Raw genomic sequence first — 26,884 nt, forward strand, 5'->3', positions numbered from 1 at the left:
GAGCACGCCCGTCATCATGCCCCCGACCTGCTCCGGCACGCGGGCAATGCAATATCCGAGTTATGGGTAATGCATAGCCCGCTGGGGGCGGGGGTGAACGGTTCAGGGAGGGTCAGTAGTGTGTAGGGTACACGGGGTGAGTGCGCCGGAGGCGCACACTCCCAGTTGCGGTGAGTGCGCCGGAGGCGTGCGATCCCAGCTAGTGTGTCGGGTGGGGAGTGTGCCGGAAATGTTTATGCCCCCACGAAAGCATAGCCCCTATACGATTTGTATCTGGAGATTGGCGACCCGTTCGCTGAGGCGAGCGATGTCGAAGAGGGTTGCCTGTCCAGGACCTTGATTGCCAAGGTAGGTGGCAGCATCGGCGAGACACCAGCCGAGGGGGGCGATAGCCGAACCGGCGGTAGTGGTTGGGGGTGTGCGAGTGCGCGGGGCGGCCATGGCAGTAAAGGTGTTGGCTTGCATGATCAGGTTGCGACTGAGGGTGATGTTGAATACTCCTTCGATGATATTGCTATCTAGTAAGAGGCGAGCACAGATGTCTTCGGGTAGCGCAGGGTTGCTTTGATCGGTCAATGGCTGCAATGTGTTAAGCAGGGCAGCGCCGATGGTGAGGGCGACCAGATGGTTGCTGCGCAGGTGGATTGTGCCCATGAAGGAGCTGTTGATTTGCAGGCGTGATCCGCCAGGTTCGTTGGGCTGGCGATCAAACGCGCGTAGCCGTCCGGCGAGTTCGGCGATCTGTTCGCGTGGCGCCGGCATGCCGTAGAGGCTGATGATTCCGGCAATGCGGTTGTGTTCAAGCAGGATCATGTCGTCTTCGTCGAGGAGGTCGGCGATGAGGCCAAGATTTTCGCCGCTGAATAGCCGACGCTGGTGGAGCATGAGCGCGGTGCCGGGGCGGGATTTCACCGCCGATAGGCGCAGATCGAGCAGGATGTCGAAGAGTGTGGCCGTATTTGCCCGGGACGCCTGTAACGCTGTGGTCAGTTTCGTGAACTGCACTATTTCGCTAGCCGACAGGGAGTTCATTCGTTCGGAGACTTGGACCGCTATGTTACGGGCGTGTTGCTGGCGCTGTCCGGGATCGAGGCGGGCCAGCTCTTCGGCAATGTTGCGGGCCGGTTCACGCCCCTCTGGGAACATAAGCCGACTTTCATCAGCGAAGAGATCGGCGAGTGATGCCAGTTCCGCTTTCGCAAATAGATCGCGGAGTGGCGGGAAGGTTCGCTCAGGTATCGCTGCGACGAAGGTATTGCCACTCAGACGAACCGTATCGCTATCGACAATGCTCAGTAGTGCGCTGCCACCGAGACTGTTATCTTGTCCGCTTGTAGTCACGGTCATGCCGCTGAACTGGTTGTCGGTGATGATCAGGTGTGGGCAGCGGGTAAACGAGAGTGCAGCCGTTCCCGGTTCGGGGATGAAGGTGACGGTGAGGGCAAGGTTGTGGAGGACGATGGAGTCAATCCCAGTAAATTCTAGCGGTGCGGTCAGGCGCAGATCGGTGGCGAAGCTGCAACCTTTGATCTCAAGCTGTAAGGGACGGTCTTCGAGCGAGGGATCGAGGCGGAAACCGCCGACTTCGTGCACGCCAGGACGCAGGCAGAAGGTGAGACGGCGTTCGTCGCGGGCCAGCAGTTCTTTGAAGGCGGTGTTGAGGTCGGGAAAGTCGCCGTCAATGCCGATGGTGACGTAACACCCGCCCCGGCTCTGCCGTTCAAGGCCGGCATTGAAGAAGATGCGGGGGAGTATCGGTTCGCCGGTATTATCAACGAACGGCTTACCGTCGATCTCGACCAGAAATACTTCGACCCGTTGATTCTGGGCCGTCGGGCCGAGTCGCCATCGGCACGAGTAGATGCCATTTACACCGGTGGTAACGTCAATGCTGGTGCCGGTCACGCTCCCGGCTGTGAGTTGGCCGGCTGCGGTTGGTGGTACGAGTTGAAAGCGTACCCGGGCATTGTTTACCGGTTGCTGTCCGTTGGTGACGGCAACCTGTAACGGTTGTGGGAGTATTTCACCCGGTAGGGCGGATTGACCGTCACCGCCTGCACCGTAGAAGTGGATTGATTCGGTGAGCGGTGGGAAGAGTCGCCGACAATCACCGCGCTTTGTCCAGGTTGTGCCGCTGAATTCGAGCAGTGCCAGTCGGCAATAGGCGTGGTGGACGCCGTGCGATCGTTGGGGGATCGGCTGTTGAGCGGTGTCACGCGGCCATTCGATGTCGCCGGTGGCAACCCGCGCCGGAATGAGCCAGTAATCACCGGGGCGGAAGGTGCCCGCTTTAAGCCGAATCTGCACGCCTTGTTCGAGATCGGTCCAGGCGGCAGCGTTGATGGTCACGATCACTTCGCCGTCGGGCATATCCCAGCGCCGCACTTTGGGACTGCGCGTGAACGCAGTGTAGGCAACGGTCTGACCGGCAGGATCGATGGTGATGACCTGACCTTCGACCTGGACGATTTTCACCAGTAGCCCTGACTCCCCTCGCTGCTCGCGGTCGTCGTCGGTGAGTTCGACCCATTGGTTGGGTGCCAGCCCTAACACTTCATCGCGCCCGGTACTGCTCACGGTAAGGCGGTTGGGATTGAGTGTATCCTGCCCGCTCCAGCCAACCACGACAGAGCCATTTTCGCGCGACCACTTGAGGGCAATGCGGGTCGGAGAGACAATGCGATGAACTTCAACCCGGTAGAGCTGGTTTTCTAAACCGCGATAACCGGCTGTGGCCGGCACGATGCAGGGGTCGGTCACCGTTGGATCGGGTTCGGCACGGGCTTCGAGCTGACCGGTACTGCCGGCCAGCAAGGCGTCCCAGGCGGGAGTGGTGGATGCACACGAAAGTGACGCTCCCAGGTCACCAAGGCGCAGGAGTTTGACCTGCGCCATGACGCGCAGGCGGGTGGTGGTATCGGGGCCACCCAGAGCCACTTCGCGCAACGCAGGGTCTTCAAGCGCGGTGATGTGTCGCTCCCAGACATCGAGGTAGGCAAGGTAGGTACCGGCAGGGAGCGCGGTACCGGCGGGCAGACCAGCCAGTTCGGACAGGTCGGCTACCGGTAAGTCGGGTTGTGCGGTGATCGGAACGGTCTGATTGTTTTCAACCCGGATGCCGGCAACGTAGTAACGACCGGCGGTCACGGTGAGGGTACCGCCTGTTATCACGATGTCAAAGCCGGCCTGCCCCTGGGGGCCGCCGCACAGGCCGATTAGATCGCGCCGGACGGTGCGGTCATCATCAAGATCGATGGCGATCTGTTCATTCCAATCGGCATCGAGCGCGACCCGCCCCTGCTGATTGAGTACACCACTGTAGTGTTTGGTGCGGTTGAACGTCCAACGGGTAAAATCACCGCGCATAGGAGACTCCTTGTCGAAAAGAGAAGACAGTGCCGTTACACCGTATCTGCTATGTTGCTAACCAGACATCGGCAGCAAGACCGACGCGCAGGTATTCGTGCAACGCCTGGTGGAGATTTGCGAGACGGAAGGCTTGCTGGATGAGGTAGAACGCTCCCATTTCGTTGCCGTCTTCAGCCCCGCGGGTGATGGCATCGGGGCAGGAGCGAGCGAGTTGCATGTAGGCCGGATGACCGAAGCGTGTGCTGGTGAATGATGGTGTGACTGAGAGGGTGATCGTCTGGCGCTGAGCTGCGGATAGGGCCGAGACGGGGATGCCACGATCAGCCGCAGCAGCGGCAAGAACCCGGTCGGGCTGGCAGCGAAAACGGCGGGGGGTGCGCGATCCTGGCGCCAGGAAGCTGAACCGGCTGCAACCGATCTGGCGGCGGGCGGCGATGACGCGACCCAGCATGATGCATTCGGAAATGAGGTCGATCTGGCGCACCCGCACTTCACCGTGTACTGTGCAGCGAATAAAGCTGGCCGGCGGGCCGATCTTCTCCCCATTGGCACCGGCAGCGCAGGCTGGGCTGGCCGGCGCGAAGGCGTCGAGGATTGTATCGTGGGCAAGCAGTCCGTCAGAGTCCTCCGCCAGATATACCGCACCGCTGATGCTGCGGGTGAGTTCGATGCGCAGATCGGGGTTGGGGGCGGCAGCCTGAATGGCGGGTCGGGTGGGGAATTGGGGGGTGCCGGTGCTATCGAGGTGCCAGCCGGGGACGAGGGTGCAATGGATTAGTTCCAGGCGTTCGAGGGCGCCGGCGGCGATGTCGATCCCGCCTGCGATCCAGCAGCCGTTGAGTCTGAGGGTGGCTTTGTTGCCGCTGCCGATGATGCGGAGCGGCTCGGTGAGGTGTATGAGCGGGCGCTGGCCGTCGGCAGCCTGTATGACGAGGGTGCGACCGGGCGTCGTGGCGATGGTGAGGTCTTCGCGATAGGTGGCGCTGTCGAGGATGGTGATGACGCCAAGCGATGCCGATGAAGAATTCCAGGCTGTGAGCGCTGCGACGAGGGTAGTGGAATCGGCACTGCTCCGTTGGGCGACGGTGGCGGCAAAATCGCCAGGAGTTGGATTGATGAGGGTGGTGCGACGGGTATAGGGACCGCCGCCAATGTCGGCAACGAAGCCATAGGTGTAGTTGACCAGCAGGTCGGTCGGTACGGTGCCGCCGGGGAAGGTGAGCCGACCGTGTTGCGGGTCGACGGCGACTTGAAACGGGGCAGATGGCCGACGCCAGTCGCTGAGGTCGCAGATGAGGATTTGGGAGGGTGGGACGGGTACGAGGCTGCCGGTGCCGTCGGGTACCAGTATTTGAAAAGCAGGCCGGGCGGCAGGCAGGTAGGCACTGTCGCTGATGCTGCCCTGGCGGAGCGCGGCGAGGTCGTCGTGGAGGGCGCGGCGACGCAGGGGCACCGGTAGATCGGGTTCCTCGGCAAGGTGAGTGATTTCGATTTCGGTACGGGGCCGGTTGAAGAGGGGAATGTCGTTACCGAGGGGGCTGAACCAGTAGCGACCATCAGGCGGGTCGGTGACCGGTCGCGGCGTGACACCCTGGATGGCGTAGGGTTGGATGCGCCATACGAAGAGGCCGAGGTTGGGGATGTTGTAGCGACCGCGACCGTTTTCGATCCGGAGGACTTCGGCGGTACGGTTGAGGGTTTCGAGCGGGCCACCGGTCAATTCAAGCCGGTTGGCGTCGCGCAAGGATGCCGTCGCCGGGCTATCCAGCCGGATATGGTTAAGATGCTGGGTGGTTGCCAGGTGGGTGAAGTATTCGACGACCCGACACGGCCAGCCGGTGATATCACGGACGAGTTGTTCGAGGACGGGTGCTGTCCCTTTGCGGCGGCGGTAGCGCAGGGTATTGGCGACATAGGCACGCAGGCTGACATCGGTGACGGCGGTCAATTCACGGAGTGAGCGCACACCGAGGAGGTCGCCGATGTAGGGTATGAGCCAGGCGGCACAGGTTTCGATGAACCAATCGTCGTAGAGATCGCCGATGTCGGTTTCGATCCGGGCCAGTTCGTCGCCGATGATGGTCAACAGCGCACGCAACGGTTCACCCTGTGCGGCATCACGAATGCGGTAGACAGCCGGCAACAGCTCGTATAAGCGATCACGCGGATGGATGGACATAGGAAGCCTTTCCCAACTATGGCAGAACCGAATCGATCAGTGTCAGGTTGATCCCGTTTGGATCGAGCACGAGCAGTTCGGCGGGCGCAATGGTGGCGCCGATCTGACGGGCAGGTCGGGCGATGAGGAGTGAGGGATGGGAAGCGGTGCGCCCGCTGGCATACGCCAGTTCGTCGAGGTCAACAGCCACCACGCCCGCAATTGACTGTATGCACGCAATGACTTCAGCGGCGGTCACCGGCTGAGCGAACTCGCGCACGGTAAAGGAGAAGGTGGTGGTGAGCGCAGTTTCAATTGCCAGCCGGACATCATCGGCGCGATAGCGCCGGTCGTAGCGGACTTTGGCCGTGAGTCGGAAGGTGAGAGAGCTGAAACCGGCCAGTTCCATTAGCATTGCCGGATCACGCACGGCATCGATAGCGAGACGCAGGTTGGTCAAGAGTGGATCGGTCGCTGCCGGTGAATCGCCGCCGGCAGTCGCCACCGTCAGGTGGATGATCATCTGTTCACCGTGACGAAACGCAGCGGCCTGCGCTTTGCCGATCCCGGCGAAGGCATTGGCGAAATCGGTAACATCTTGCAGCGAGACGATGCGGTCAAGGGTCAGGACGGTTTGCGGGGCATTCTGGCGCGCACTGTCAAGGGTCTCAGGGTCTTCAGCACCGGTCGCCGCAAGGGGATTGGTGACGCTCCGCACACCGGGCGGGCGGGTCTTGAGCAGGGTGAGTGCACCTGCATCTACTTCACCGGCCAGGCCGATCCCAAACCGATAGGTGGCGACAATGTTTTCCTGGCCGGTAGGCAGGCGAGCACCGTGTGCTCCGTCACCGAAAAGGACGGTTGCGGTGCCACTGTCGTCGATGCGCACGACATAGGACTGATCATCAGGGCCAGCAAGGTAGAGTGAAGGTACTTCCGCCCACAGAACGCCATTGACTCGCACCGACAGGGTAGAAGCCGTACCAGTAGGAGTCGTCGCCGACACATAGGTCAAGGGGGACTTCTTGAGCCGGAACTGCTGCTGGGAACGGCTACCGTCGCCGCTGCCGATTGGGGCACTAGTAGTTTCGCCATGGGTAGTAGCGACCACGTTGGCGTAGATGACGGTGGTTGAGCGGATCAGGCTGATCGTATCTAGCCCTTTATCTTGTAACACGATGGTGGTGAAGTCGGCAGCAGGATGGACTGCGGCGACGAATACTACGGCAACGGTGGGATGTTCGTCGGTGAGGCTGCGCTTGCCGCTGACGATGAGCGGTTGGCCGGGCTGAAGATCGCTAACGACACCGGCCACGTCGAGGTACTTGCCGGTCACCGGGGTCACGATTGGCTCGGCAGCCATCACCAGCAACTCGCTTTCGGCCAACACCAGTGTGGAGCGCCGGGTGAAGCGGTTGAGATTTTCAGTCGTATCAACGGTCAGGCGCGTAACCTGACCGGAGAGGGCAAAATTGGCTACCCCAACCGATTCATTACGAGTCACGCGGTAGAGTTCAGTGTAGCCGGGAGTGAGCAGGGCGATCCAGCTTCCCGGTACGATTTTGGGGTATGCGGCATCGAGTTCGAGCTGAGGGTTGCGACTGTCGATGGCAAAACCTGGCCATTCGGAAGGAAGCGAGTGGGCCGAGTCGGCGTATTGGGCTTTGATATCCGCCGGCATCAGACGCCAGTCAGGGGCGTTAAACCCGAAGAGATGGGCAGTACGGCGTAAGGCAAAGACCTGTGGTTGAGCAGCCGGGCGCATGGGCGGTCGATTCGAACCAAGGCCGGGTTCCCAGGTTACCATGGTGTAGCCACCGTTTGGGTCGGGATAGGGAGTTACTGACAGCACTCGCCGGAGGTCCCAACGCTCGCTGCCGGGATCACGCTCGCGTTCGCTCCCCACCAGAAGCAGATAGTCGCCCGGTTGCAGGCGAGTATCAATACCGGCCAGATAGATTGTTTGTGAACCTTTATCGAGATGCTGTGGTTGGGTAGGTCGCGGACGCAGCAGATTCCAGGCTTTCCGGGCAACAAATTCGCTGCTAGTCTCAAAGGTCTGTGGTAGCTCGCCCTGCTTCACCGGAATACTCTGCACCTGCGTTCCGGTAGGGATGAGGGTCTGGGCCGGTGCCGCAGGCGAGTCGTCGAGGGTGAAGGCAAGATAGGTCGAGGCAGCGACGCCGGGTTTGAGTTCATACCCGATAGCGCGGGCCAGATACAAGACCGACTGGCGTTCGGTGGCCGTGCGCAGAAAGCCCTCGTTGGCGATCCGTTCCTGGTAGAAGGTGAGAACATCGGCCAGCGTGGCGGCTGCATCGAGCAGTACCAGCGAGGGATCGGCAGGATCGCGGGTGGTCAACATTGCGAGCGGACGGCGTCCGTTGGCAACCGGTTGTTGGGCAAGGCGGGCGATCATGCGACGGAGAAAGGATTGGTGGGTGCCCAACCGATAATGGAGGGCAGGCTGCGCAGGCGGATTGGTATGCGGTGACGGTAACACGAGCCGTTCGTCACAACCGCACGGTTCGTTGGATGCGAGCTGATCACTGCTCATTGGTCACCCTCCATGATGAACTCGATGCGCCCGTGCTCAGGCCGGTTTGGATCGGTATCGCAACGGATAATCTCGCGGCGACCGACATCGATCTGGCCTTTGGCCAGTTCGCCACGGGGTGCCTGTCCCCAGCGCTGAAAGCGGGTCGGTTTGCCAGGGCCGCCGGCGGTGTCGATCCAGCGCACACCCGGAATAGCCATCACTGCGGCTACGATCTGGCTCAGATAGAGCGGTTGACCGAAGGTGAAGTTATCGGGATGGAAAAAGTTACGCGGACTGAAGCGCTCAAGCAGGGCGGCTTTGACATTCGCTGCGAAGTAGCCGGGTTCGACACAGACGATGAAGGCCAGATCGAGGGCGACATAGATCGGGCCGTCAATCTCGATATCCTGTCCGGCCATGCGGTAGCGTTCGAGAAATATGCGCAGGTCGGTTTCAAAACCGGCATCTACCGGCAAGCCACCACGCCGATCCACGGTGATAAAGATCGTATACCAGCTTCCCGTCCAGCGCCGGGTAGCAACCGCCCGCTGCACGTCGGGGTGGCGTTCGGCCATTACTGCGTAGTCAGCAGGGATGACGGCCCGCTCCTGGCGACGAAAGGCTTGCGGTGCGTACTGACGAATCGCCGCGCTGGACTCTGGTTCGCTGCCACCACGCGCGGGAAGTGGATTACGGACCTGACTGACACCACTCTCGACAGTCACGATGTGCGCCAGCGCGTCAGCACCAATATTGCCGATGGTGCCACAACCGACGCGGTAGTGCGCAACAAGCGGTTCAGCGGATGCCGGCGCTCGTCCATTGCGATCATCACCAAAGCGCAGGTACAAACGCCCATCCTGCTCTAATTCGGCGACAAATTCGGTCTGGAAGCGATTGCTGCCGAGCAGATCGGGTACCGGTCGCCAGAGACCGGCAGGGCTGGTGAGGGTGATGGCCGGCAACGTCGCGGGCGGTTGGGTATCGCTCACCAGACGGGTTGCCGGGATTGTGTGATCGGCTGGATCGAAAGGAGCGGTAAAGGTAATACCGGTACGGCTTAATACGGGACGGTAGCGTAATGGATCACGCACCACCGGTAACTGCTCGGCGGGCAACGTTTCACCGTGATCGGCAAGAACGATATTGCCCAACACGACACTGGCCGGCTGGTAAGGTTCACCGCTCTCATCACGATCATCGGCGGGTACCGCCACATCACGCAGATCGAGGACAAACGGCAGCGCATCGGCTGCCAGCCATTCAATGTCAGTGACCGCAACTGGACTAGCGGTCGGCGGATCGGCAAACTGGCCGCCGAGTGGATCACTGGCAGCGGTGACGCGGGTCAGGCGAACAGCATGGCGGCGCTGGGGGTCGGCATCGGCGCGATAGCCGGTCTGTGGATGGCGCCGCTCGATGAAGACCAGCACATCGCCAGGGCGCAGGGTTGCACTCAGATCGCCACGCAGCGTTGCCTGCGTGCTGCCAACCGATAAACAACAACCTTCATCCCCCCAGGTGTACACCGTCATCTGGTTATGCGCAGGAAAGAGCCGTGCATCATGCATCGTCTCGAAGACCAATGGCCGTTGTTGGCGGGCAAGAGCAAGTTCAGGCGAGTCGGGCAAGATGCGCACCGGAGCACCACCAACTCTGGTCAGCAGTGGTGTTTTCGCCGGCAAGGTCAATGGTGCAGTGACCTGCACCTGCACCCAGGTCCGGGCATTGGCGCCATCATGTGGCACATAGTCGAGCAGCCGGGCATGGCGACGTAGCGACACTCGTCGTCGGGCCGTATCGAGATAGGCTTCAGTTGCCACTGCATCCTGGTAGTAGCTGAGGTAATCGCCGATGTAGGCCAATCCCTCGACAACCGCCACGCCAAGATCGGCAGGGTTGCGTTCACGCCAGTCGGGTGCGACAACGGCCAGACGATCAAACAGCATCTGGCGCAGGCTGGCATAATCACGAGCCAGATAGTCGATGGGCGGATTCGTTGCGGGTTGGGGCGGGCACGGTTGACCAGGATCGCAATCGAACTCCGCCGGGCAATCGACCTTGAACGAAAGCTCGACCATACTCAGCACCGGATCGAAGCCGGCAGGAGGTGAGGGGTCGGTCGGTGAACGAACCAGACGGAAGGTATAGGGAGAAAAGTCACCGGCCTGATTCACCCGTACCACCAGCGTGCGGTCGGCAGCCGGCAGCCCGTTGTAGAAAGATCGTTCGGCAGGGGTGATCAGGCCGGCAGCAACATCGGCAGGACTCGCATCAGCGGCGCGAAGAACCCACACCACTCTGATCCCGGTAACGCGCACGCCGCCATCAATCCGCACATTCAGCGCACTCAATCCCCAGGGTGCCGGCTTGATCATCTGCACGAGCAGCGTGCGCTGGCGTGGCACGCCAGGCGGCACGTCCTGATCGAGCACTTCCAGAAAATCAATCCCGTTCAGCGGTATCGCGCTCATGCCCAGCACTTGTGCCCGGCGCACATTCGCACAGCGAAACTGTATGCCCATACTTAACTCGCAATCTCAACCACACGACGCTGCCGGGTGCGTTGCACGACATAATGCACCGTCACCCGCAACCGCTCGTCTTCAGCCGCTATGGCCACCGTCTCGACCCGGATCAACTCACCCAGATACTCTTGCAACGCTCCCTGTACCATAAATTCCAGTGCCGTCGCCAGTTCGGTGCTGTTCGGTGCGAAGATCAAGCGGTGCAAACCGGCACCAAAGCCCGGTCGATTGACTCGTTCGCCGGGAGCGGTGAAGAGGAGTTGTTCGATCAAATGGCGAATATGGTCATCATCGCCGGCCTGGGCAGTACGCCCGCTGCCGTCAATCGTGTACGGAAACGCGATCTGCATTAGTTCCCCCTCACCCGCATCTGCGTCATCACAATATTGACCGGTGTGCCATTAGGGACGCACGTGGCCTGACTGTCCTGCAACAGGACCGGTACACCGCCGGCCCGTACCCGACTCGCGCCGGTTGTCCATTGGGCAGTGACGCACGGCATTGGACCGCTGGCCGTTGAAAAAGGGCATCCAGCGACGGTATGCGGTGCGCTGATGGTAACAATCGGCTGCCCGCCCACCCGTACCCTGGGGTTGGGAGCGGTGGCCTGCGCCTGACCACCATGAGCACAGAGCACCGTCGCCCCGACGTGGAGAAGAAATCCCGACATTATGTCACCTCCAATGCTCCATCATTGAGCGAAATCTGTGGCCCGGTTAGCTTGATCGAGGCACCCTGCCCATTCACGATCTCGATCCCGGTGGCCGAGATGGCAATCCTGGCCCCGGTTGTTGTTTCAATCGTGATCCCACCTGCTCCCGGCACATCATTGATGGTGATGGTTGCCGTGGCCGCCTTCCAGACCTTCATCTCGGCCAGCGCAGGTGAGGCCGGCACTTCACCTGGCGCCCAAAAACAGCCGCTCCAGATCGGGTAATCGGGATCGCCCCCCTCGAATTCCACCCACACATTGGCACCGGTCGGCGGGACGAGGAACAGACCAACACTATTGCCGGCAAAGGGCACACACGGCATCGCCCAGCTCAGGCGACCATCGCCGAGCACTGCCGGCACGCTCACCTGCACCCGCCCCTGTTGCAACGGATCGATATTGTTTTCAACTTTGCCACGGTATTTGCCGAAAAACTGATTCATGGCAGCACCACCGGTACCGTTGAACCAAGACCTTCGCGGGTCAACGTAAAGCTCTGCTTATACCCTTCACGACTGATCTGGTGTTTGACCTGTTTGACGTAGTAGAGGCCATCGTAACTAAAGCCGGCACCACGCAGACCTACCAGCCCACGCGCCTGCAACAAACTGCCGTACCGTCCGGTATCAAGGTCACCTTCGACCGTCAGCACATCGCTCGACGCATCGGTAGCAGCCTGCGCCTGGGCCATGGCCTGTGCCGCACCCAGACCGGCGCCACGAAAGATGGTGCTGCGGGCAAACGAGGCGAGTGCCGGCATACTGGCAAGGGGTGGACGCAGGCTGGCAAACGAACGCACCGGGATGCGCTGACCGGTTGACCGATCCTGCACCTGGCCGGTAAGCGTCGTTGCAGTCAGCGGGTCGTGCTGAAAATTGATCGAAGTGACATTCGTTGCTGAACCCATGTTGACCGTTAGTGCCCGTTGGGGAACGCCGATCCGTACCGGTGGCCCCCAATAGGCGATGTTGGTCAGTGGTGCCGGTCCGGGCGTCACGTAAAAGACATAGGCAAACCGTTCGGCCATCTGACGCAGGTAGGCCAGATCGGTTGCCTGTTGCACCGGAATCCGTTCGGTCGGCAACGGTGTATCAATCGTTGGCGGCGGAATGACCATCGGGATCAAGCCGTACTGGGCATAACCGGCGATAATCTTGAGGGCAATCACTGCTTCAGGTTGGGCCGGATGCTCAACCGACTTTTCTTCCCGATCCATCGCCACGCTCACATCTTCGCCGGTGATGGTGAGCGTTGCTGAACCGGGCTGATCGCCGGGCTGGAGCTGTTGATTGGTGATGAGACCGTCCATCAGCACCTGGGGCAATGCACCGAACCAGACGATCAGCACCAGGCGGTTGCCGGTACGGAGCACCGGGCCGGCGAGCAGTGCATAATCGAGCACATCACCCGCTTCCCGTCCGATCTGAAAGACGACCTGAAACCCCGACCGGCCTTCGTCGCGATGGGTCACTTCAACGCTGGTTATGGCTGCCAGCAATGGCGGTGGCGCAGGCACCGGAATCGTCGGGCCGATCAGCATTGTCAGCCGGGTACTGCGTAAACTCATTGCGATCACCCCTCAAAGGTCGGCACTGCGACCCGCAATAGCCGCCCGATCTCGAGCGTCAGATCAAAGGGATTCATAGCATCGTTGGCATCACACATCCGCCAGAACTGTTCGGGGTCACCGAAGGCGTTGGTCGCGATCAGATCGAGACGGTCGGCACCGGTTACTTCAATCTCGGCCAGAAGGGGCATAGCAGCACCGTGCGGTAAGAAGCGACGACGCAGATAGACAATTTCCCGGCCATCGGTATCGGTGTAGATTGCGGTTGCGATCCGATAGTAGCGGCTGTTGGGATTAAACAAGGTACTCCTCCTTACAACGACAGTGATCCGGCACCGGTCGCATCAAGCGAGCTACTCCGCGTCGTCGCTGCCATCGTCTCTTTGACAATCTGATGAGCGAGAAAGAGATGGTAACCGGGATTCGTCAGTGGCAGGTCGTTGTAACTCAGCACCCGCAAACCGAGCGAGACTTTTGCCCGAATGGGATTGAGCTGCGGATCATGCGCCTCTTCACTAATGCTAAACTCGGTCAGGCGAACCGGCAGCACGCGCTTCGGTCCCCAGATGAAGAGTGTGAAGGGTGCCTGTGGTGGCAGAATTTCAATCGTGCCGGCATTAAGCAGGGCCGTGTTTGCAACTACCAGACTGCTCTTTGGATAGATGAGCACTTCCAGGGCAGCCAGTTGTGGGTGTAAACCAAGTACCGCTCCACCCTGTTCGAGCTGGTCGGTCGCGTCGAGTTCAACATCCAGCTTGATCGTTTCAACCGGCGCACCCTTAATCCGCAGTGCATCACTGCCCTCACTGCCGGTTTGGGCTTCAAGGGTACGCGACAGGGTGTCGGGGTTGTACTGAAAGATGATGACAGCCGGCTGCGGATTGGGTAGATCGAAACTGACGAGAGCACCTTTCAGCAGACGTGGTGAACGAGGAAACGTGGTCATAGGGCATCCTTGCTTCAGGGGCAGCGCAATACTGCCCCACGGAATGGATCAATCGCGTTCTGGGCCGCCTGGGCATCAGCCTGCCACTGTCGTTGCAGAGCGGTCAACCGATCCTGGGCCTGCTGCATCGCATCCGCAGCGTCACTACCGGTAACCGTGAAACTGACAGCCCGAAAGCGTCCTTCCAGAATAGCCCGCCAGCGCTGGCCGATCCGGCGATGCTCGGCTTCGTGAGCGTCGAGGGTTGCCCGCATCGCCTGCCAGGCGGCAACCTCGGCATCACGGTTGGGCCGCTCCGTAGGTTCCCATTCAGGTCGGTCAATCGGACAGTCAACACCAACCGTAGCCGAAGGCGTTCCCCGTGCAGTCACCCGCACTCGTCCGTCACGTAAGGTCTCACTGCGGGTCTGCACACCACCGTTGAAATCGTAGGTACAACGGGTTTCGGCCCATTCCGGCGCGTAGGGCGAGTTGGTGTTCAGCCAGTCAACCACTTCGTGACAGCGTAGCGAACCGGGCACACGGTAGCACTGAAGCAGTGGCTGAGCTGGTACCGGCAGCGGGCACAAGCGACGGATTGGTGTCGGTGTTATTGCGGTGTTGGCATGCCGTTCAGCCTCCGCCTCAAGCGCGTGCAGACTCTGTCCGTGCGTCCCTTCAGCCTGCTGTACGACATGCGTCAACTCGTGGGCCAGCAAGCGTTGTCCGGCAGGTGTATGCGGAGCGTATTGACCGGGCGCAAAAAAGACATCGCGCCCGATGGTGTATGCTACGGCACCGAGACTCCGGGCAGTAACCGCCGCCGAGCGGTCGTGATGAATACGAACGGTGCTAAGGTCATACCCGAAGCGCGGCGCGAAGCGGGTGCGGGTGGCCGGGTCGAGGGGATGGGTATGCTGCCTCACACCAGAATGGGCCACATACTGAGATTGGGATTGCAATTGACGGATAGCCGAGCGCATAATAATCCCTTACTTCATTCTTCATCACGTCGCTGAAAAACCTCTCGTGCGCGAGGAACTGTCTCCTGACCAACCAATCCTTCACGAGACTGTCCAATTGTGAGTGAAAGACGCAGACGCGGATCAAAGGGTAAGTTAAAGAGAGGTTGATCAGGACCATTACCAGAACGGCGACCAACAGACACGACAATCGCTTGTGGAATGCGCCCAAAAGCCGTGGCAGCAGCAAGCTGTTGCGCAGCCGTCAATTGCGTTCTTTCCGTCTCGCCGAGCAAACGATCAAAAGGATCGCCACCATACTGTGCTTCAACATCCGCATAAACGGCTTCGCCGGCATCGACGTGTGTTTGCACTCTCGCCTCAAAAGCGCTAAACCAGCTCCTATTCATTCTCGCTTCCATCGGTACTAGATTGTGCCAGCGGCCATCCCCACCGTAGCGACTGGCAATCAGGTGACCGGCATCAAACGTGGTGTTAATCGAAACTCCTTGATCTGCCAGATGTCGGATCGCGTCGTTGACCGGTCTTGATACACGTGCCTGATCTTCAGCATCGCGTGGTTGTTTCTTGCCCAGCCAACCGTGAGCACGTCTGGCGCGATCCCCTTGTGGGTTGTATTGGATGACACCAGGTGTGAAGTCGGGCGGCACATTGCTTGCCCGCACCATAACTGCTGACAGCGCTGCGATAAGCTGATCAAGTTGACTCTGAATATTGCCGCCGCGCTCCTGAGCGGCACGGGTTGCTGCCTGTGTTTGCCGTGTCTCAACTGTGGTTGATAGTTGCCGGGCATGGGTAAGTTGTTGAAGCAGGCGATTTTTGTCAGGACCTTCGGGTAGCACCTGGATGCGTTGCTCAAGCCCGGCAGCAAATTGATCAAAATCTTGCTCTTGACTGGCAATTGTCATCACGGCCCGCCCGTTGATGATACGCACATAGAGGTGATGCTGACCATCAGCGGCAAAGGGAATTGCCAGCTCACCAGAGGGGCGAGCCGCAGTTGACGCAGCATCCCCCCCACCCCGGAACATACCCCGTACCCGCTCGATCAAGCGGTCGAGGGCGCGATCAACGACAGCCCGCACCTGTTCAATGATCTCGCGGACTCGCCTGCCGACATTACCCAAACCGAGCAGGCGCGCCAGCAGATCGATTACCAGCGGTAACAACCGGGCCAGAACCTCTTCCACCCGCTGCGCTGCCGGCTGAATGACGCCACGGGCAATATCGCCAATGGCATTGACCACCGTCTGCACGACTTCGATAATGCGCGCTAACTGGTCACGCAAGAAGGTGAAGAGGTTGTAGGCGACGATGATCAGATTGACAATCGCTCCCACCGGATTGAACATCGTCGCCAGTCGGGTAATCGCCGCCATAACAATCCGTTCGAGCAAGAAGTTTTTGATGCTATCGAACACCATATCGCGCAGACTGGCCAGATCGTCGCGTATCCGCTGCCAGAGCACATCCCATCCGCCTTCGATCAACGTTTGCAGGTAACCGGCAACAAATTCAATCACGGCAACGGCCTGGGAACCGATCAAACGCACTGCCCGCTCGCGTAGCCGTTCCCAGGTTAAACCCAGGATTTGCTGGATCAGGCGCAGGACTCCCATGAGGTTAAACCGTTCGGGCAACGTAATTCCGGCCCCACCGAGCGCACCGGTTAGCCAGCCGATAATGCCGGCTTGCAGGTGGTTCAAGAAGTTGTCGGCAAATCGCCGCACGCCGTTCAGAAATGCGTCGACCAGATTGCTGACAAAACCACCGGGGTTGTCCAGAATCATCTGGAAGGTCTCCTGAGCGCGACCGATAAACTGGTAGAACGTCTCTGGATCAACCCCGGCCACCTTCAGCACCGCTTCCAATGCCATGCGTGCCAGCGCCGCCCAATCCCCGGTAAGCACGGCCTGGACAACGCTGAGCGCAGCGGTGAGTGCGGCCTGATAAGCGTTGATGATCGCGTTCAAACCGGCGCGTAAGCCTTCGACAATCGCGGCAATTCCGGCTTTGAGGGTCGCTGCTACCGTGTTGACAACGTTCTGCGCAAAGGCAACTGCGCCGTCGATGGCAGCATTGAGTCGGGCTGCCAGTTCGGGGAAGATACTACCGATCAGGGTGTCGATCAGCCCCTTCAGGAATGCCCCAAATGCGGCAATCAAGCCATTAATAAACGATACGGCAGCGTCGATCAGCCTCATTGCAAATGCTTTTGCTGCATCCAGAATGGCATTCACTGCCCGCCGCACCGCATCGAAGATCGCGCCGATTGCCCTGGTCAATGCCGCGAAGGCATCACGTATCGCATTGACTGCCCGATCCCACCAGCTCTGTTCTTCGGCTTCACGGGCAGCACGATCCCGTTCGGCTGCGGCCTGTCGCTCACCGTCTGCTACTTCAGCCTGGGCATCACGTTCCGCCGTAGCGTACTGCTGTGTGATCTGCTCTTCATCAGCCCGAACTCGCTCGTCAACCTGGCGACGCTGAGCGGTACGCTCAACCGTTGCCTGTTGCTCGATGTCAGCCACAGCCGCCTGTTGCGCGGCCAGGGTCTCCTGACGAGCGTTCTGTATCTGGTTGCGCACCTCCATCACCCCGTCCCGTTGGCGGGCATCGGCCTGGGCCGATTGCTCCTGAGCCTGGGCTTGCGCCTCGCTGATCGCTGCGGCCTGTTGTTGATCGCGCTCGACACCGGCGGCGACTACCTGTTGGTGGGCAGTGGCCATATTCGCCGCCATTGCCGCATGCTGCTGCTGATCGAAGGCTACCTGTACGTCGGGGGGTAGACCCAGCTCAAGGTATGCCTGCGGTCCTTCCGGCATGGTCGGTGCGGCAATAGTCGGTTGTATCAGCTCACCCACAGCGTAGGCTTCATCGAGGGCCACCGGTTGCGCCTGTTCAGGTCCGGGGCCATTGATCACAGCCTGTGCAGCCTCATCACGAAGCTGGCGTGATTGGCTGACACCTTCGTGCAGGTGATTGTCGATCTGCTCTGGATCGGCGCCGTCGGTCAGTGGTATCCGTGGTGGCACCCCAGGTGAGGTAACAACTGTGTCGTCCTGAACCTGCACCGAGCGCAACTGTTCAGCAATCTGGGTCGCCCGATCTTCGGCTGTACCGCTCATCAGACGCAAGACATCGGCAGTGAGGCGGTCGTTGGCAGTATAACGACCGGGATCGGGCGTTGATGGTACTTCGCCACGCGGCAACGTTCCTTCAACAGTCAGTTCAGGGGGGCGGGTGTCCGGTGATACCACCGTCAATGGTGGTGGCTCTTCGACTACTGAGGTGAGGGTGGCGTGGATGTCCGGCACGTCAGCATTGAATTGAGCGACGTCTGCCTTCGCCAGCCGATCCGTGTCGGTGCCCAGGGTTGCCGCAGATTGGGCTTTGAGGGTTGGTGGCGCGTCGGCAAACGCCGCCATCAATGCCTCTGGATCGGAAGCGGCGCTCAGAGCAGCGCTGGCTTCTGCCATAGCCGCCTGCTGGGCCGCTACCTCAGCCTCACTGATCCCCGGTGTCGGTGCTGGAGGCAATTCCAGTGGCGGCTGGTCTGGTTCAAGCGCCGGCACCGGTAGCGTTTCAGCCTGGGGGGCAGATGCCTGGCTCTCCGCTGTTTGGCTCGATGGTGATGGTTGCGGCATGCGGTCAACGGTGCGCCGAAATGCCGTTGTCGCCGGCTCAGCAGTCGGTGATAGTGGAGTGGTTCGCCGTAATGCCAGGGCAGTAGCGGGGAGCGTGGTGGTAACTGCCAGATGGGGTGGTATCAGCGCTGTGGTTGCCGTGCGTTCGACCTGATCGGCCAGCGTTGCCGCCTCGTGCTCAGCCGGATCGTTCGCCGCCACCACCTGCTGGTTGGGCATGGGCGCAGCCGCCGATTGCATCTGAAGCGCGTGTACAACTTCGTGGGTGATCAGGGCAAGTGACGGATGGGGATCGGCGAGAAAGATCGCTCCCTGATAGGTAAGCGCTTCAGCGTGCGCCAGCGCCAGAGCCTGCGCGGCAACCGGATTGGCATAGACCGGAATCTGCGCGAGGGGTTGGGCGAAGTGCGCCTCCAGATCAGCACGATGCGGTAATGGCACCGGTGGGATGGTCATCGCCTGCGCCAACAGCTCCGTCAGCCCAACGGTTTCGTGATCGGAGAGTGGTTGTGCCGCCTCAGCACCATCCTTATCGGTCGCGTTGACGCGCCGGGATATGGGCCGGGCAGGGTTGACCGCCACCGGTTTCCGCCGGGCCACTTCACCGGTCTGGGTAGATTGCCGCACAACCACCCTGATCATTGCAGACTCCGCAATATGGTCAGCGCCATCTGCCGACCGATAGCCTCCGGCGTCATCCCCGTCAGGCGTAGGGTACCACCATCAACCAGATCAATCTCGCGATAGCGCCACGTTGAAGACACCCCCTCAGCCTCTTGCAACAGTCGGGTCAATTCATCAACCAGCGCGGCCCGGACCCGTTCCCGGTCAATCCCAGGACAACCAACGAAGAGCACTTCCTCGATGTGCAGATCAATCTCAACAGCCATCAGACGCTCCTCTCCCGGACGAGCCGGCTACCGACGACCCTGAACTGAACGGGCGCGATCAATGGTCGAAAACCCCCGCAATTCCGTTTCCGTCAGCGGCTTTTCGAGTCTGGCGTATTCACTGCGCGCCGCGCTCAAAATATGCGCCATCTGCACCGGCTCACCAGCCTCGGCAGCCAGAAACGCAGCGTTGAGCGCGATGCTGCGAATGTTTCCCCCGGCAAGATTCAACTGGGCCAGCTTGCCCCAATCCAGCCCGGCGAGGGGTGTGTGTGGAGGAAAGATGCGCTGCCAGATACGCTGGCGCTGAGCTGCATCGGGGAACGGAAAATTGACGATAAAGCGAATTCGCCGCAGAAAAGCGGTATCAATCGCCTGCTTCATATTGGTGGTGAGAATGGCTAACCCCTGGTACGCCTCCATCCGCTGCAAGAGATAGCTCACTTCCAGGTTGGCGTAGCGGTCGTGGCTATCTTTGACCTCGCTGCGCCGTCCGAAGAGGGCATCGGCCTCGTCGAAGAGAAGGATCGCACTACCACCCTCCGCAGCATCGAAAATGCGCCGCAGATTCTTCTCGGTTTCGCCGATATACTTGCTGACCACCGCACTCAGATCGATGCGATAGAGATCGAGACGCAATTCGTTAGCCAGTACCTCAGCCGCCAGCGTCTTACCGGTACCGCTCGGCCCGGCGAAGAGGGCGCTGATACCAAGACCCCGCCTGTCGCGCAAACCAAAGCCCCACTCTTCGTACACGCGCACCCGTTGCCGCACCTGCGCCACCATCTGGCGGAGTGTCATCAGATATTCTTCCGGCAGCACCAGATCGTCCCAACCGACCCTGGTCTCGATTCGCTGCGCCAGACCATCAAGCCGGGTGCGCACCTGAAGCCGACAGGCATCCCACCAATCGGCTTCACCATCACCTGTGGTCGTCATAGTGACAGCCCGAATCGCGTTTGCGCCGAGCGTAAACTGTTGTAACAACCGATCCAGATGACCGTTCAGATTCCGTCCGTGCTCGTTCAGTATCTGTTGCCAGAGCACCTGCTGCTCGCGCCGATCCGGCTGCGGCACCTCAAAGCGCACAACCAATCGTTCATTCATCGGCAACGGATCGGCGCTGGACAGGATGACCATCCCCTGTACCCGTTCCAGCCAGTGCGCCAGCGCCCGTGTCGGTTCGGCATCCTCCACACTGGTCAAGAGCAATCCACCGCTTAACGCCGCTTCCCGCTCCCAAATCCGCGCCAGCGTCTCCTGTTCGATCATGTCTGGTGGTACATCCTCGGCCCGCAGCAGATACACGATGCGCCCCACGTGCTCGCCAACCGCAACCGCAATCGCCTGCCGTTGCGCCGAATCGGCACCACATATCTGCACCGGCGAAGGTTCAGCTTCGCGTTCCCACAGCGCGACAATCCGCTTGACCAGATCGGCATGCGCCTGCGGCAGCGGAGTGGATGGTCGCAGCAGACGCAGCAATGGTTGCAGGCGGCGATCCAGGGTTGCCACTCCCAACAGATAGAACAATACCCGCTCATCAATGCGGAGCGGAGTCGTCACCAGTAGTTCACCCTCAGCCATCTCGATCAATCGCCAATATCGCAACGGTGCCGTTGGCGTGAACGCACTCCAATGCGCACCCGGCAACAGCGATAACGCCAGCCCAACCGTTGGCCGAAAGCGGTGCGGATCGCCTTGCCCTGCGGCACAGGCTGCCGCCAGCTTGCTATCAAGTTCGACACCGGCGCAAAGCAAGATCAAGCCAGTCTCAAAGTCAGATAGGCCAAAGATGATCTGAAGTCGGTCCAGCGCCGATAATGCCGGCATGTCAGCCCGCGCTGCCTCTAATGCCTGCAAGGCCTGGGCGAGAGACTGATCAGCGCTGGCGCCGGTTACACGACAACGAAGCACCGCCAGCGCCGCCATCAGGTACCGGTGATTCGCTGTCAACCAATCAACTGTTGTTTCGGTCGTCATGGCACTGTCACCGTTGGCCCACTAAAGACGCCACCACTCATCGCAAGCTGGCTTTCAGCCCCATCGACCTGCACCCGTACCAGATAAGTTCCCGCCGGTACACTGGCCGTCGTAAAGGTCAAAACGTCATCGGTATCGTTAGGCGGCAGAGCCGCTGGTCGTGCCGGTGATGCAAACGCAAACGACAACGGTGATCGGTTGACCGGCGGTGGCGTTTCGTCAAGCAGCAGTACGACTCGTTGTTGTTTGCCTACCGGCGGCGTCAGGGTGATGGTAAAAGTGACATTCCCATCACCATCCCGTGGGCCAGCTGTGGCCGTAACGATGGGGTGTAAGACAAACGCTGCCACATTCGACTCAACGCCACGGTGCGGGGTGGGGGGCGTCCCAATCTGTAACCGCTGCACAACCTGCACCGCCTGGATACCGGCGCGGAGCGTGGCCGGCAACGGCGCGATAAGCTGCGTGTCGGTCATCTGGTCGGGCACCACTTCAGCCTCGCCAATCCGCAAGACAACGTCATCGCCGCGCAATTGCTGGCCACGTACCACCAGTCGGTAACCGGGAAGGATCGGCTGCTGCACGCTAATCGGTTCGGTGCTGTTGCGCTGTGAACCGATCTGTGTAATCCGTGGTTGCCGGAATGGCAACACGTAGAAGTTGCGCTGTCGCACCGGCAATGCCTGACGGGTTGGTCGCCGACTCTCGATCAAAACCACCGATGCCTGATAGGCCACACTGGGCCGGTACGGTGATTGCAGACTCGACCAAATCTGCGAAATCTCTTCAAGCGTCAACGATTGCGGCGTGATTTTGACCTGTTCAATCTGGTCGGCCAGATCGGCAGCCACCAGGCTGGCCCGCGTCGTTCCCGGTAAGCCTACCCCACTGACCGGTGCCGGTGGGGCCAGCGCAGTCCGAATGGCATCACGGGCCAGGACAGGTGTTTCGTGCAGGAGTTGCATCGCATAGCCAAGCAACAGCTCGGCCAGGTAATCCTGATCGGTATACGCGGTGAGCAGATAGTGCAGATCGAGCGCTAATGGCGGATCGCTCACCAGATCGCCACCGGCAGATCGGGAAGGAAGACCATAATTCCGCCAGCCGGCGTTGAGCGTTGTCCGGTAGAGAAAGAGATTGAGCTGGCCACTCCCCGGCGTGAACGAGGCCAATGCCTGCGCCGGCGACAGTACGCTCACCGTGACATCACCCAGCGTACCGGTGATGTCGTGGTCGATCAAACCATCTTGCAACAGATCACGCAACACGGCGGTTACCGCAGCGATTGCCAGCGCGTTACTCATCGCTTTCCTCCCTCACGTCGCCGGAGATACTCATCAAGCGTGAGCGCCGGTCGCGGTAGACGCGACCGTGGTTGCGCCGGCGGGATTGTCACTGGTGGCACTGCCCGTACCTCAATCCGCCCGATGGTGATCGAGATGCGCGGAGGACGCGGTGCCAGCGATGGCCCGGTTTCCGCCGACGCAGCCGGAATACGCGGCATCACCGGTTCCACTCGCTCAGGTCGCGCCTCTACTTGCGGTCGCCGTGTGGCCGACCGCCCGACTGCTGAGACCGGTTCATCCGGCGCGACATGATGAGCCGGCGCTCCAGCTACGTCAGCCGGTAGCCAGGCCGCTCGTGCAGGATGCAGAGGATGATTGTCCGTTATCGCCGAACCGGTTCGTGGGGCCGATTCCCTCTGCCCCTGTGATGGCACATTCGTCTGCGGTGTGACACCGGTTGGCGATTGTCCCCACACCGCCGGTACACCGTTAATCGTCGGCAATGCCAGCAGATGATTCGGCGGCGATAATGTCTCATCACTATGCACTGGCGAGGTAGCCGGTGTAGTCGCCCCTGGAGCGGACGACGTGATGGGTGGGGGGATTGCCAGCACCACCGGCGGCATAAGCGGCAACGCTGAATCCGGCACCCCTGTCGGCTGAGCGGGTAATACAGCCTCATAGGCGTGATCTGGCGCTACAGGCACCTCAAATCGCGATGGCAGACGTGGTTGGACACTATCCGTCAGTTCACTGCCAAAGCTGCGGGCCAACAGATTAGCCAATGGATCGTTCATCGCTCACCAACCGCAGATAAAAAGCCCGTCGCCAGGGACTGAGAGCCAGAATGTCGCGTTCACCCCAACCGTAAGCGCGGGCCAGCGTATGCACATCGTGCAATAATCGGCGTGCCCAGGCATCAATCTCTTGCCAGACGAACGCCGTCACATCAAACGGCCCCGACCACGCATGACCGCACTCTGGACAGGTCAGCGCAATGCGGAAATCGAGCAACGGATCGGCCTCCATCATCGCCGTAGCTACGGCGGTCAGGGCATCACTCGACAACGCTGCCGGTGCCTCAAGTAGACAGCGTTCGATGATCAGCCGTGGCGTTGCCGCACCCGGCGGGAACGCCAGCAGATCATCACTCGTTGGCAAACGAAAGGTGATCGTCTCCCCTGCGTGATCAACTTGATGCACGGTGGTGGTAGGCGACAGTGCCCGCAGATCGGTTGTCGCCAGCGTAAACTCAAGCCGTGCCGCACATTGCTGACACCGCACCACACAGGGCATCTGGGTGCCAAAGAGCCACTCTCGCACCATCAACAACAGCGCATCGCGAGCACCGACAGGTAGCCCGGCCAGCGGCTGATCCTGGAAAAACGGCGTCAACAGCGACAGCGCTCGCACAACCGGCGGCTGCGCCATACCCGTCTCCCAGATATGCAGTACGGTTGAAGCCGAAACCGTCATCATGGCTACTGTGGCTCAGTAAAGGTCGGTTCGTCCGGTTCGCCGATGTCGTAATCGCGCTCCCAACCCTCGTTTTCCAGTTTGATGCTCTGAATAGCGACGGCGTTGGCATTCGCATCGAGTTCGGGCAGCGCCTGATACTCCGACACCCAACAACGGTAGACTTTGTACGCAATCGCGAGCTGACCGGCTTCGTTGTAGACCTCGATGATGATGTCTTTGCGAAAATCCCTCAGCGAAACCTCTGCTCCCAGCCCGGAGCCGTAATTCCACACCTTATTCGCCCACTTCTCAAATTCGGTGTCGTGGGTGACACCGCGCTCAAGCGTAATCGGCTCGTACTTGGTGCGTCCCGGCGACTTGCGCACATTGCTGGCATCACCGCCTTCGCGATGCTCAACCACCTCGGTAGTACGCTTCAGGGCAGAAACCTTACTCACACCGGCCACATACCGACCATCCCACTTGATGCGGAACTTAAAATTCTTGTAGGGATCAAAGCGCTGCGCATTCACGCTAAACTGAGCCATAGAGTATCCCCTTATCGCTGCAAATTCAACCGCTCACCCCCGACCCCGCTCCGAAGTGATAAGCCGCAGAGAGTTTCGATCAGGCTGCAATCTGACCGGCCAACTGCTGAATCTTGATAATGACAAATTCAGCCGGTTTGAGTGGCGCAAACCCGACCACAATATTGACCACACCCATATTGATGTCGGTTTGGGTCGTTGTCTCACGGTCACACTTCACCAGATACGCTTCACGCGGGGAGCGACCTTGAAACGCACCCTGGCGAAAGAGCGTTTGCATAAAGGCGCCGACGTTCAAGCGAATTTGTGACCACAACGGTTCATCATTCGGCTCGAAGACCACCCATTGCAGACTACGGTAAAGCGTCTCTTCGATAAACAACGCCAGCCGACGCACCGGAATGTACTTCCATTCCGACGCCAACTGATCGGCGCCTCGGTACGTTCGTGCCCCCCAAACCACATTGCCACTGACCGGAAATGAGCGCAGACAATTAACCCCCAACGGATTGAGCTGCCCTTGCTCGCCATCGGTGAGATTGACGGCTAACGCTCGCACGCCGAACAGGGTTGCTTCCTGACCTGCCGGTGCCTTCCACACCCCACGCTGCGCATCAGTACGGGCAAAAACACCGGCAACCGCACCACAGGGAGCAAATTCCTCTAGACGATTCTCACGCAACGGGTCGGGAATCCGGACTCGCGGAAAATAGATCGCAGCGTGATCATCCCGCGCCACTGCCGCACTGAAAGCACCAATCCCACTTACCGCTACTGCAATGCTCTTCCAGCTAGATGGCGCATCGATGATCAGAAATGCCCGCTCCGAGCGACAAAATTGCAAGGCCTTCGTCCAGACCGCCTCACTCACATCCGTATCACGGGTAAACGGCGGTATACAGAGCAAATTGAAAAGATCGGCCTTACGCAGGGCATACACACCGGTCTTATCATCAAAACTGCCCTCGTACTGAGTACTGATCAGCGGACTCCCATCAGAACCGTTCTGCGTTGGCGCAGTGAAGGTACTCAAATCACCCGCGGTGCCAACAATCGCCGGGCGCACGGTCGGGAACGTACCGACATACGGATCGGGCAGCCGTAACAGCAGCGACTCCTGGGCCAGCACCGTTCCCACATAGCTCGGCGCCGTCGGATCAATCGAGACATTACGGAATGTTTCCCGCCGCGCTGCCTGCAACGGACTGCTCCCCGGCACAATCTCAACCACGGTCAGATTAAAGACCTTATCAGCCTCGGCGCTGCTCAAGGGACGGGTAGCGTGATCAATCGCAATCCGCAAATCATTACCCCAGGCACCCTCACTGCTCGCCTCCAACACCAGGTTGTCTGTGCCGCTCACCGATGCGAGGCTGAACTGTGCCCGCTGCGCACCGTTGGTCAGGCGCACAATGAGCGCATCGGTACCCCCATTGAGAAAAAAGTGTTGCACCGCATAGCTCATCGTACTGGCTTCCCACAAACCACCGAAGAGGCGCTCATAATCGCCAAAATTCTGAATCCGTACCGGATCATTCACCGGGCCGCGCCGCGCTCGCCCAACAAAGGCGGTAATCGATGTCGCCACACCGGTGATAGTGCGCACGCCACTCGGCACCTCTTCAATGTACACACCCGGATAAGACAGCGTAACCGGCATACAATTGCTCCTTGAACAGACCGACCTCTCCGCCACCCAGACTCACCAGCCCACCTCATCTCATCAGCGCAACTCCGCGGCTTGCAACAGTACTACCGCTCCTGACTCCGATCACACACGGCGATCCATCAGGCGTATATTGCCCCCGTGATCCGTTTCATGGCCGACAATGCAGTCATCGGTGCGCCATGGTCAGCCACCGCAGAAGTGCGGAAGCGTGGCTTCCACATCATCAATACCAGGCGCATATTGCACCGCTCACCCTGTCGATCACGGCAACCACGCCCCACAAGCATCTGGCCTGTCAATGATGAATGATCCGACGTTCCTGCACCGCAATCACACGCTGGATTGTCTACCTTCCACACGCACTGATCCACGTGTCGCGTAGTTTGGAGTGCGGAAGCCACGCTTCCGCATCCACCGTACTCAATACCAGGCGCGTATTGCACCGCTCACCCTGCCGATCACGGCAACCACGCCCCACAAGCATCTGGCCTGTCAATGATGAATGATCCGACCTTCCAATCACGACAAGCCAGCGGTCGCAAGCGAGACCTTGATACGCACCCTACCATTCCAGATCAACAGCAGCAGTGGCGCACCCAACGGGCCAGCACAAATAAACATC

At 60.1% G+C, this 26,884-nt stretch carries 19 protein-coding genes; all 19 read right to left on the bottom strand.

Annotated features, from left to right (window positions below; all coding sequences use genetic code 11):
* Positions 1-258 precede the first annotated feature (258 nt).
* Entirely contained in the window at positions 259-3,366 is a 3,108-nt protein-coding gene (locus tag VAE55_RS03635) for a DUF6519 domain-containing protein (protein ID WP_322814451.1), read from the bottom strand.
* Positions 3,367-3,415: 49 nt separating this feature from the next.
* Positions 3,416-5,548, bottom strand: coding sequence for a phage tail protein (locus VAE55_RS03640; RefSeq protein ID WP_322814452.1), 2,133 nt, complete (start codon positions 5,546-5,548; stop codon positions 3,416-3,418).
* Positions 5,549-5,564: 16 nt separating this feature from the next.
* Positions 5,565-8,084 carry a putative baseplate assembly protein gene (locus VAE55_RS03645; RefSeq protein ID WP_322814453.1) on the bottom strand — a complete coding sequence of 840 codons (2,520 nt, stop codon included), beginning with the start codon at positions 8,082-8,084 and terminating at the stop codon, positions 5,565-5,567.
* Entirely contained in the window at positions 8,081-10,591 is a 2,511-nt protein-coding gene (locus tag VAE55_RS03650) for a putative baseplate assembly protein (protein ID WP_322814454.1), read from the bottom strand. Before VAE55_RS03650 ends, VAE55_RS03645 begins: the two co-directional genes overlap by 4 nt.
* A 2-nt stretch (positions 10,592-10,593) precedes the next feature.
* Positions 10,594-10,944 carry a GPW/gp25 family protein gene (locus tag VAE55_RS03655; RefSeq protein ID WP_322814455.1) on the bottom strand — a complete coding sequence of 117 codons (351 nt, stop codon included), beginning with the start codon at positions 10,942-10,944 and terminating at the stop codon, positions 10,594-10,596.
* Entirely contained in the window at positions 10,944-11,264 is a 321-nt protein-coding gene (locus VAE55_RS03660) for a hypothetical protein (RefSeq protein WP_322814456.1), read from the bottom strand. The genes VAE55_RS03655 and VAE55_RS03660 overlap by 1 nt, the downstream gene beginning before the upstream one ends.
* A complete protein-coding gene (locus tag VAE55_RS03665) occupies positions 11,264-11,749 on the bottom strand; it encodes a phage baseplate assembly protein V (RefSeq protein ID WP_322814457.1) in 486 nt (161 codons plus the stop codon). The genes VAE55_RS03660 and VAE55_RS03665 overlap by 1 nt, the downstream gene beginning before the upstream one ends.
* Positions 11,746-12,873 (bottom strand): hypothetical protein, encoded by a 1,128-nt coding sequence (locus tag VAE55_RS03670; RefSeq protein ID WP_322814458.1) that lies wholly within the window; start codon positions 12,871-12,873, stop codon positions 11,746-11,748. Before VAE55_RS03670 ends, VAE55_RS03665 begins: the two co-directional genes overlap by 4 nt.
* Positions 12,874-12,878: 5 nt before the next feature.
* Positions 12,879-13,175: a hypothetical protein gene (locus VAE55_RS03675; RefSeq protein ID WP_322814459.1), complete on the bottom strand. Its 297-nt coding sequence runs from the start codon at positions 13,173-13,175 to the stop codon at positions 12,879-12,881.
* A gap of 11 nt (positions 13,176-13,186) precedes the next feature.
* Positions 13,187-13,819: a hypothetical protein gene (locus VAE55_RS03680; RefSeq protein WP_322814460.1), complete on the bottom strand. Its 633-nt coding sequence runs from the start codon at positions 13,817-13,819 to the stop codon at positions 13,187-13,189.
* Between the two features lie 14 nt (positions 13,820-13,833).
* Positions 13,834-14,781 carry a DUF4157 domain-containing protein gene (locus tag VAE55_RS03685; RefSeq protein WP_322814461.1) on the bottom strand — a complete coding sequence of 316 codons (948 nt, stop codon included), beginning with the start codon at positions 14,779-14,781 and terminating at the stop codon, positions 13,834-13,836.
* Between the two features lie 14 nt (positions 14,782-14,795).
* The gene (locus VAE55_RS03690; RefSeq protein WP_322814462.1) at positions 14,796-19,070 is read right to left on the bottom strand and encodes a DNA/RNA non-specific endonuclease; all 4,275 of its coding nucleotides are present in this window, start codon (positions 19,068-19,070) and stop codon (positions 14,796-14,798) included.
* Positions 19,067-19,318 carry a hypothetical protein gene (locus VAE55_RS03695; protein WP_322814463.1) on the bottom strand — a complete coding sequence of 84 codons (252 nt, stop codon included), beginning with the start codon at positions 19,316-19,318 and terminating at the stop codon, positions 19,067-19,069. Before VAE55_RS03695 ends, VAE55_RS03690 begins: the two co-directional genes overlap by 4 nt.
* A 27-nt stretch (positions 19,319-19,345) precedes the next feature.
* Positions 19,346-21,301, bottom strand: coding sequence for an ATP-binding protein (locus tag VAE55_RS03700; RefSeq protein WP_322814464.1), 1,956 nt, complete (start codon positions 21,299-21,301; stop codon positions 19,346-19,348).
* Positions 21,298-22,605 (bottom strand): DUF4255 domain-containing protein, encoded by a 1,308-nt coding sequence (locus VAE55_RS03705; protein ID WP_322814465.1) that lies wholly within the window; start codon positions 22,603-22,605, stop codon positions 21,298-21,300. Before VAE55_RS03705 ends, VAE55_RS03700 begins: the two co-directional genes overlap by 4 nt.
* Positions 22,602-23,384: a hypothetical protein gene (locus VAE55_RS03710; protein WP_322814466.1), complete on the bottom strand. Its 783-nt coding sequence runs from the start codon at positions 23,382-23,384 to the stop codon at positions 22,602-22,604. The genes VAE55_RS03705 and VAE55_RS03710 overlap by 4 nt, the downstream gene beginning before the upstream one ends.
* The gene (locus tag VAE55_RS03715; RefSeq protein WP_322814467.1) at positions 23,365-24,066 is read right to left on the bottom strand and encodes a hypothetical protein; all 702 of its coding nucleotides are present in this window, start codon (positions 24,064-24,066) and stop codon (positions 23,365-23,367) included. Before VAE55_RS03715 ends, VAE55_RS03710 begins: the two co-directional genes overlap by 20 nt.
* Positions 24,067-24,068: 2 nt before the next feature.
* Entirely contained in the window at positions 24,069-24,593 is a 525-nt protein-coding gene (locus VAE55_RS03720) for a phage tail protein (RefSeq protein ID WP_322814468.1), read from the bottom strand.
* Positions 24,594-24,672: 79 nt separating this feature from the next.
* Positions 24,673-26,253, bottom strand: coding sequence for a phage tail sheath family protein (locus VAE55_RS03725; protein WP_322814469.1), 1,581 nt, complete (start codon positions 26,251-26,253; stop codon positions 24,673-24,675).
* Between the last annotated feature and the right edge of the window lie 631 nt (positions 26,254-26,884).

The sequence above is a fragment of the Chloroflexus sp. genome, from assembly GCF_034432675.1.
Classification (GTDB): Bacteria; Chloroflexota; Chloroflexia; order Chloroflexales; family Chloroflexaceae; genus Chloroflexus.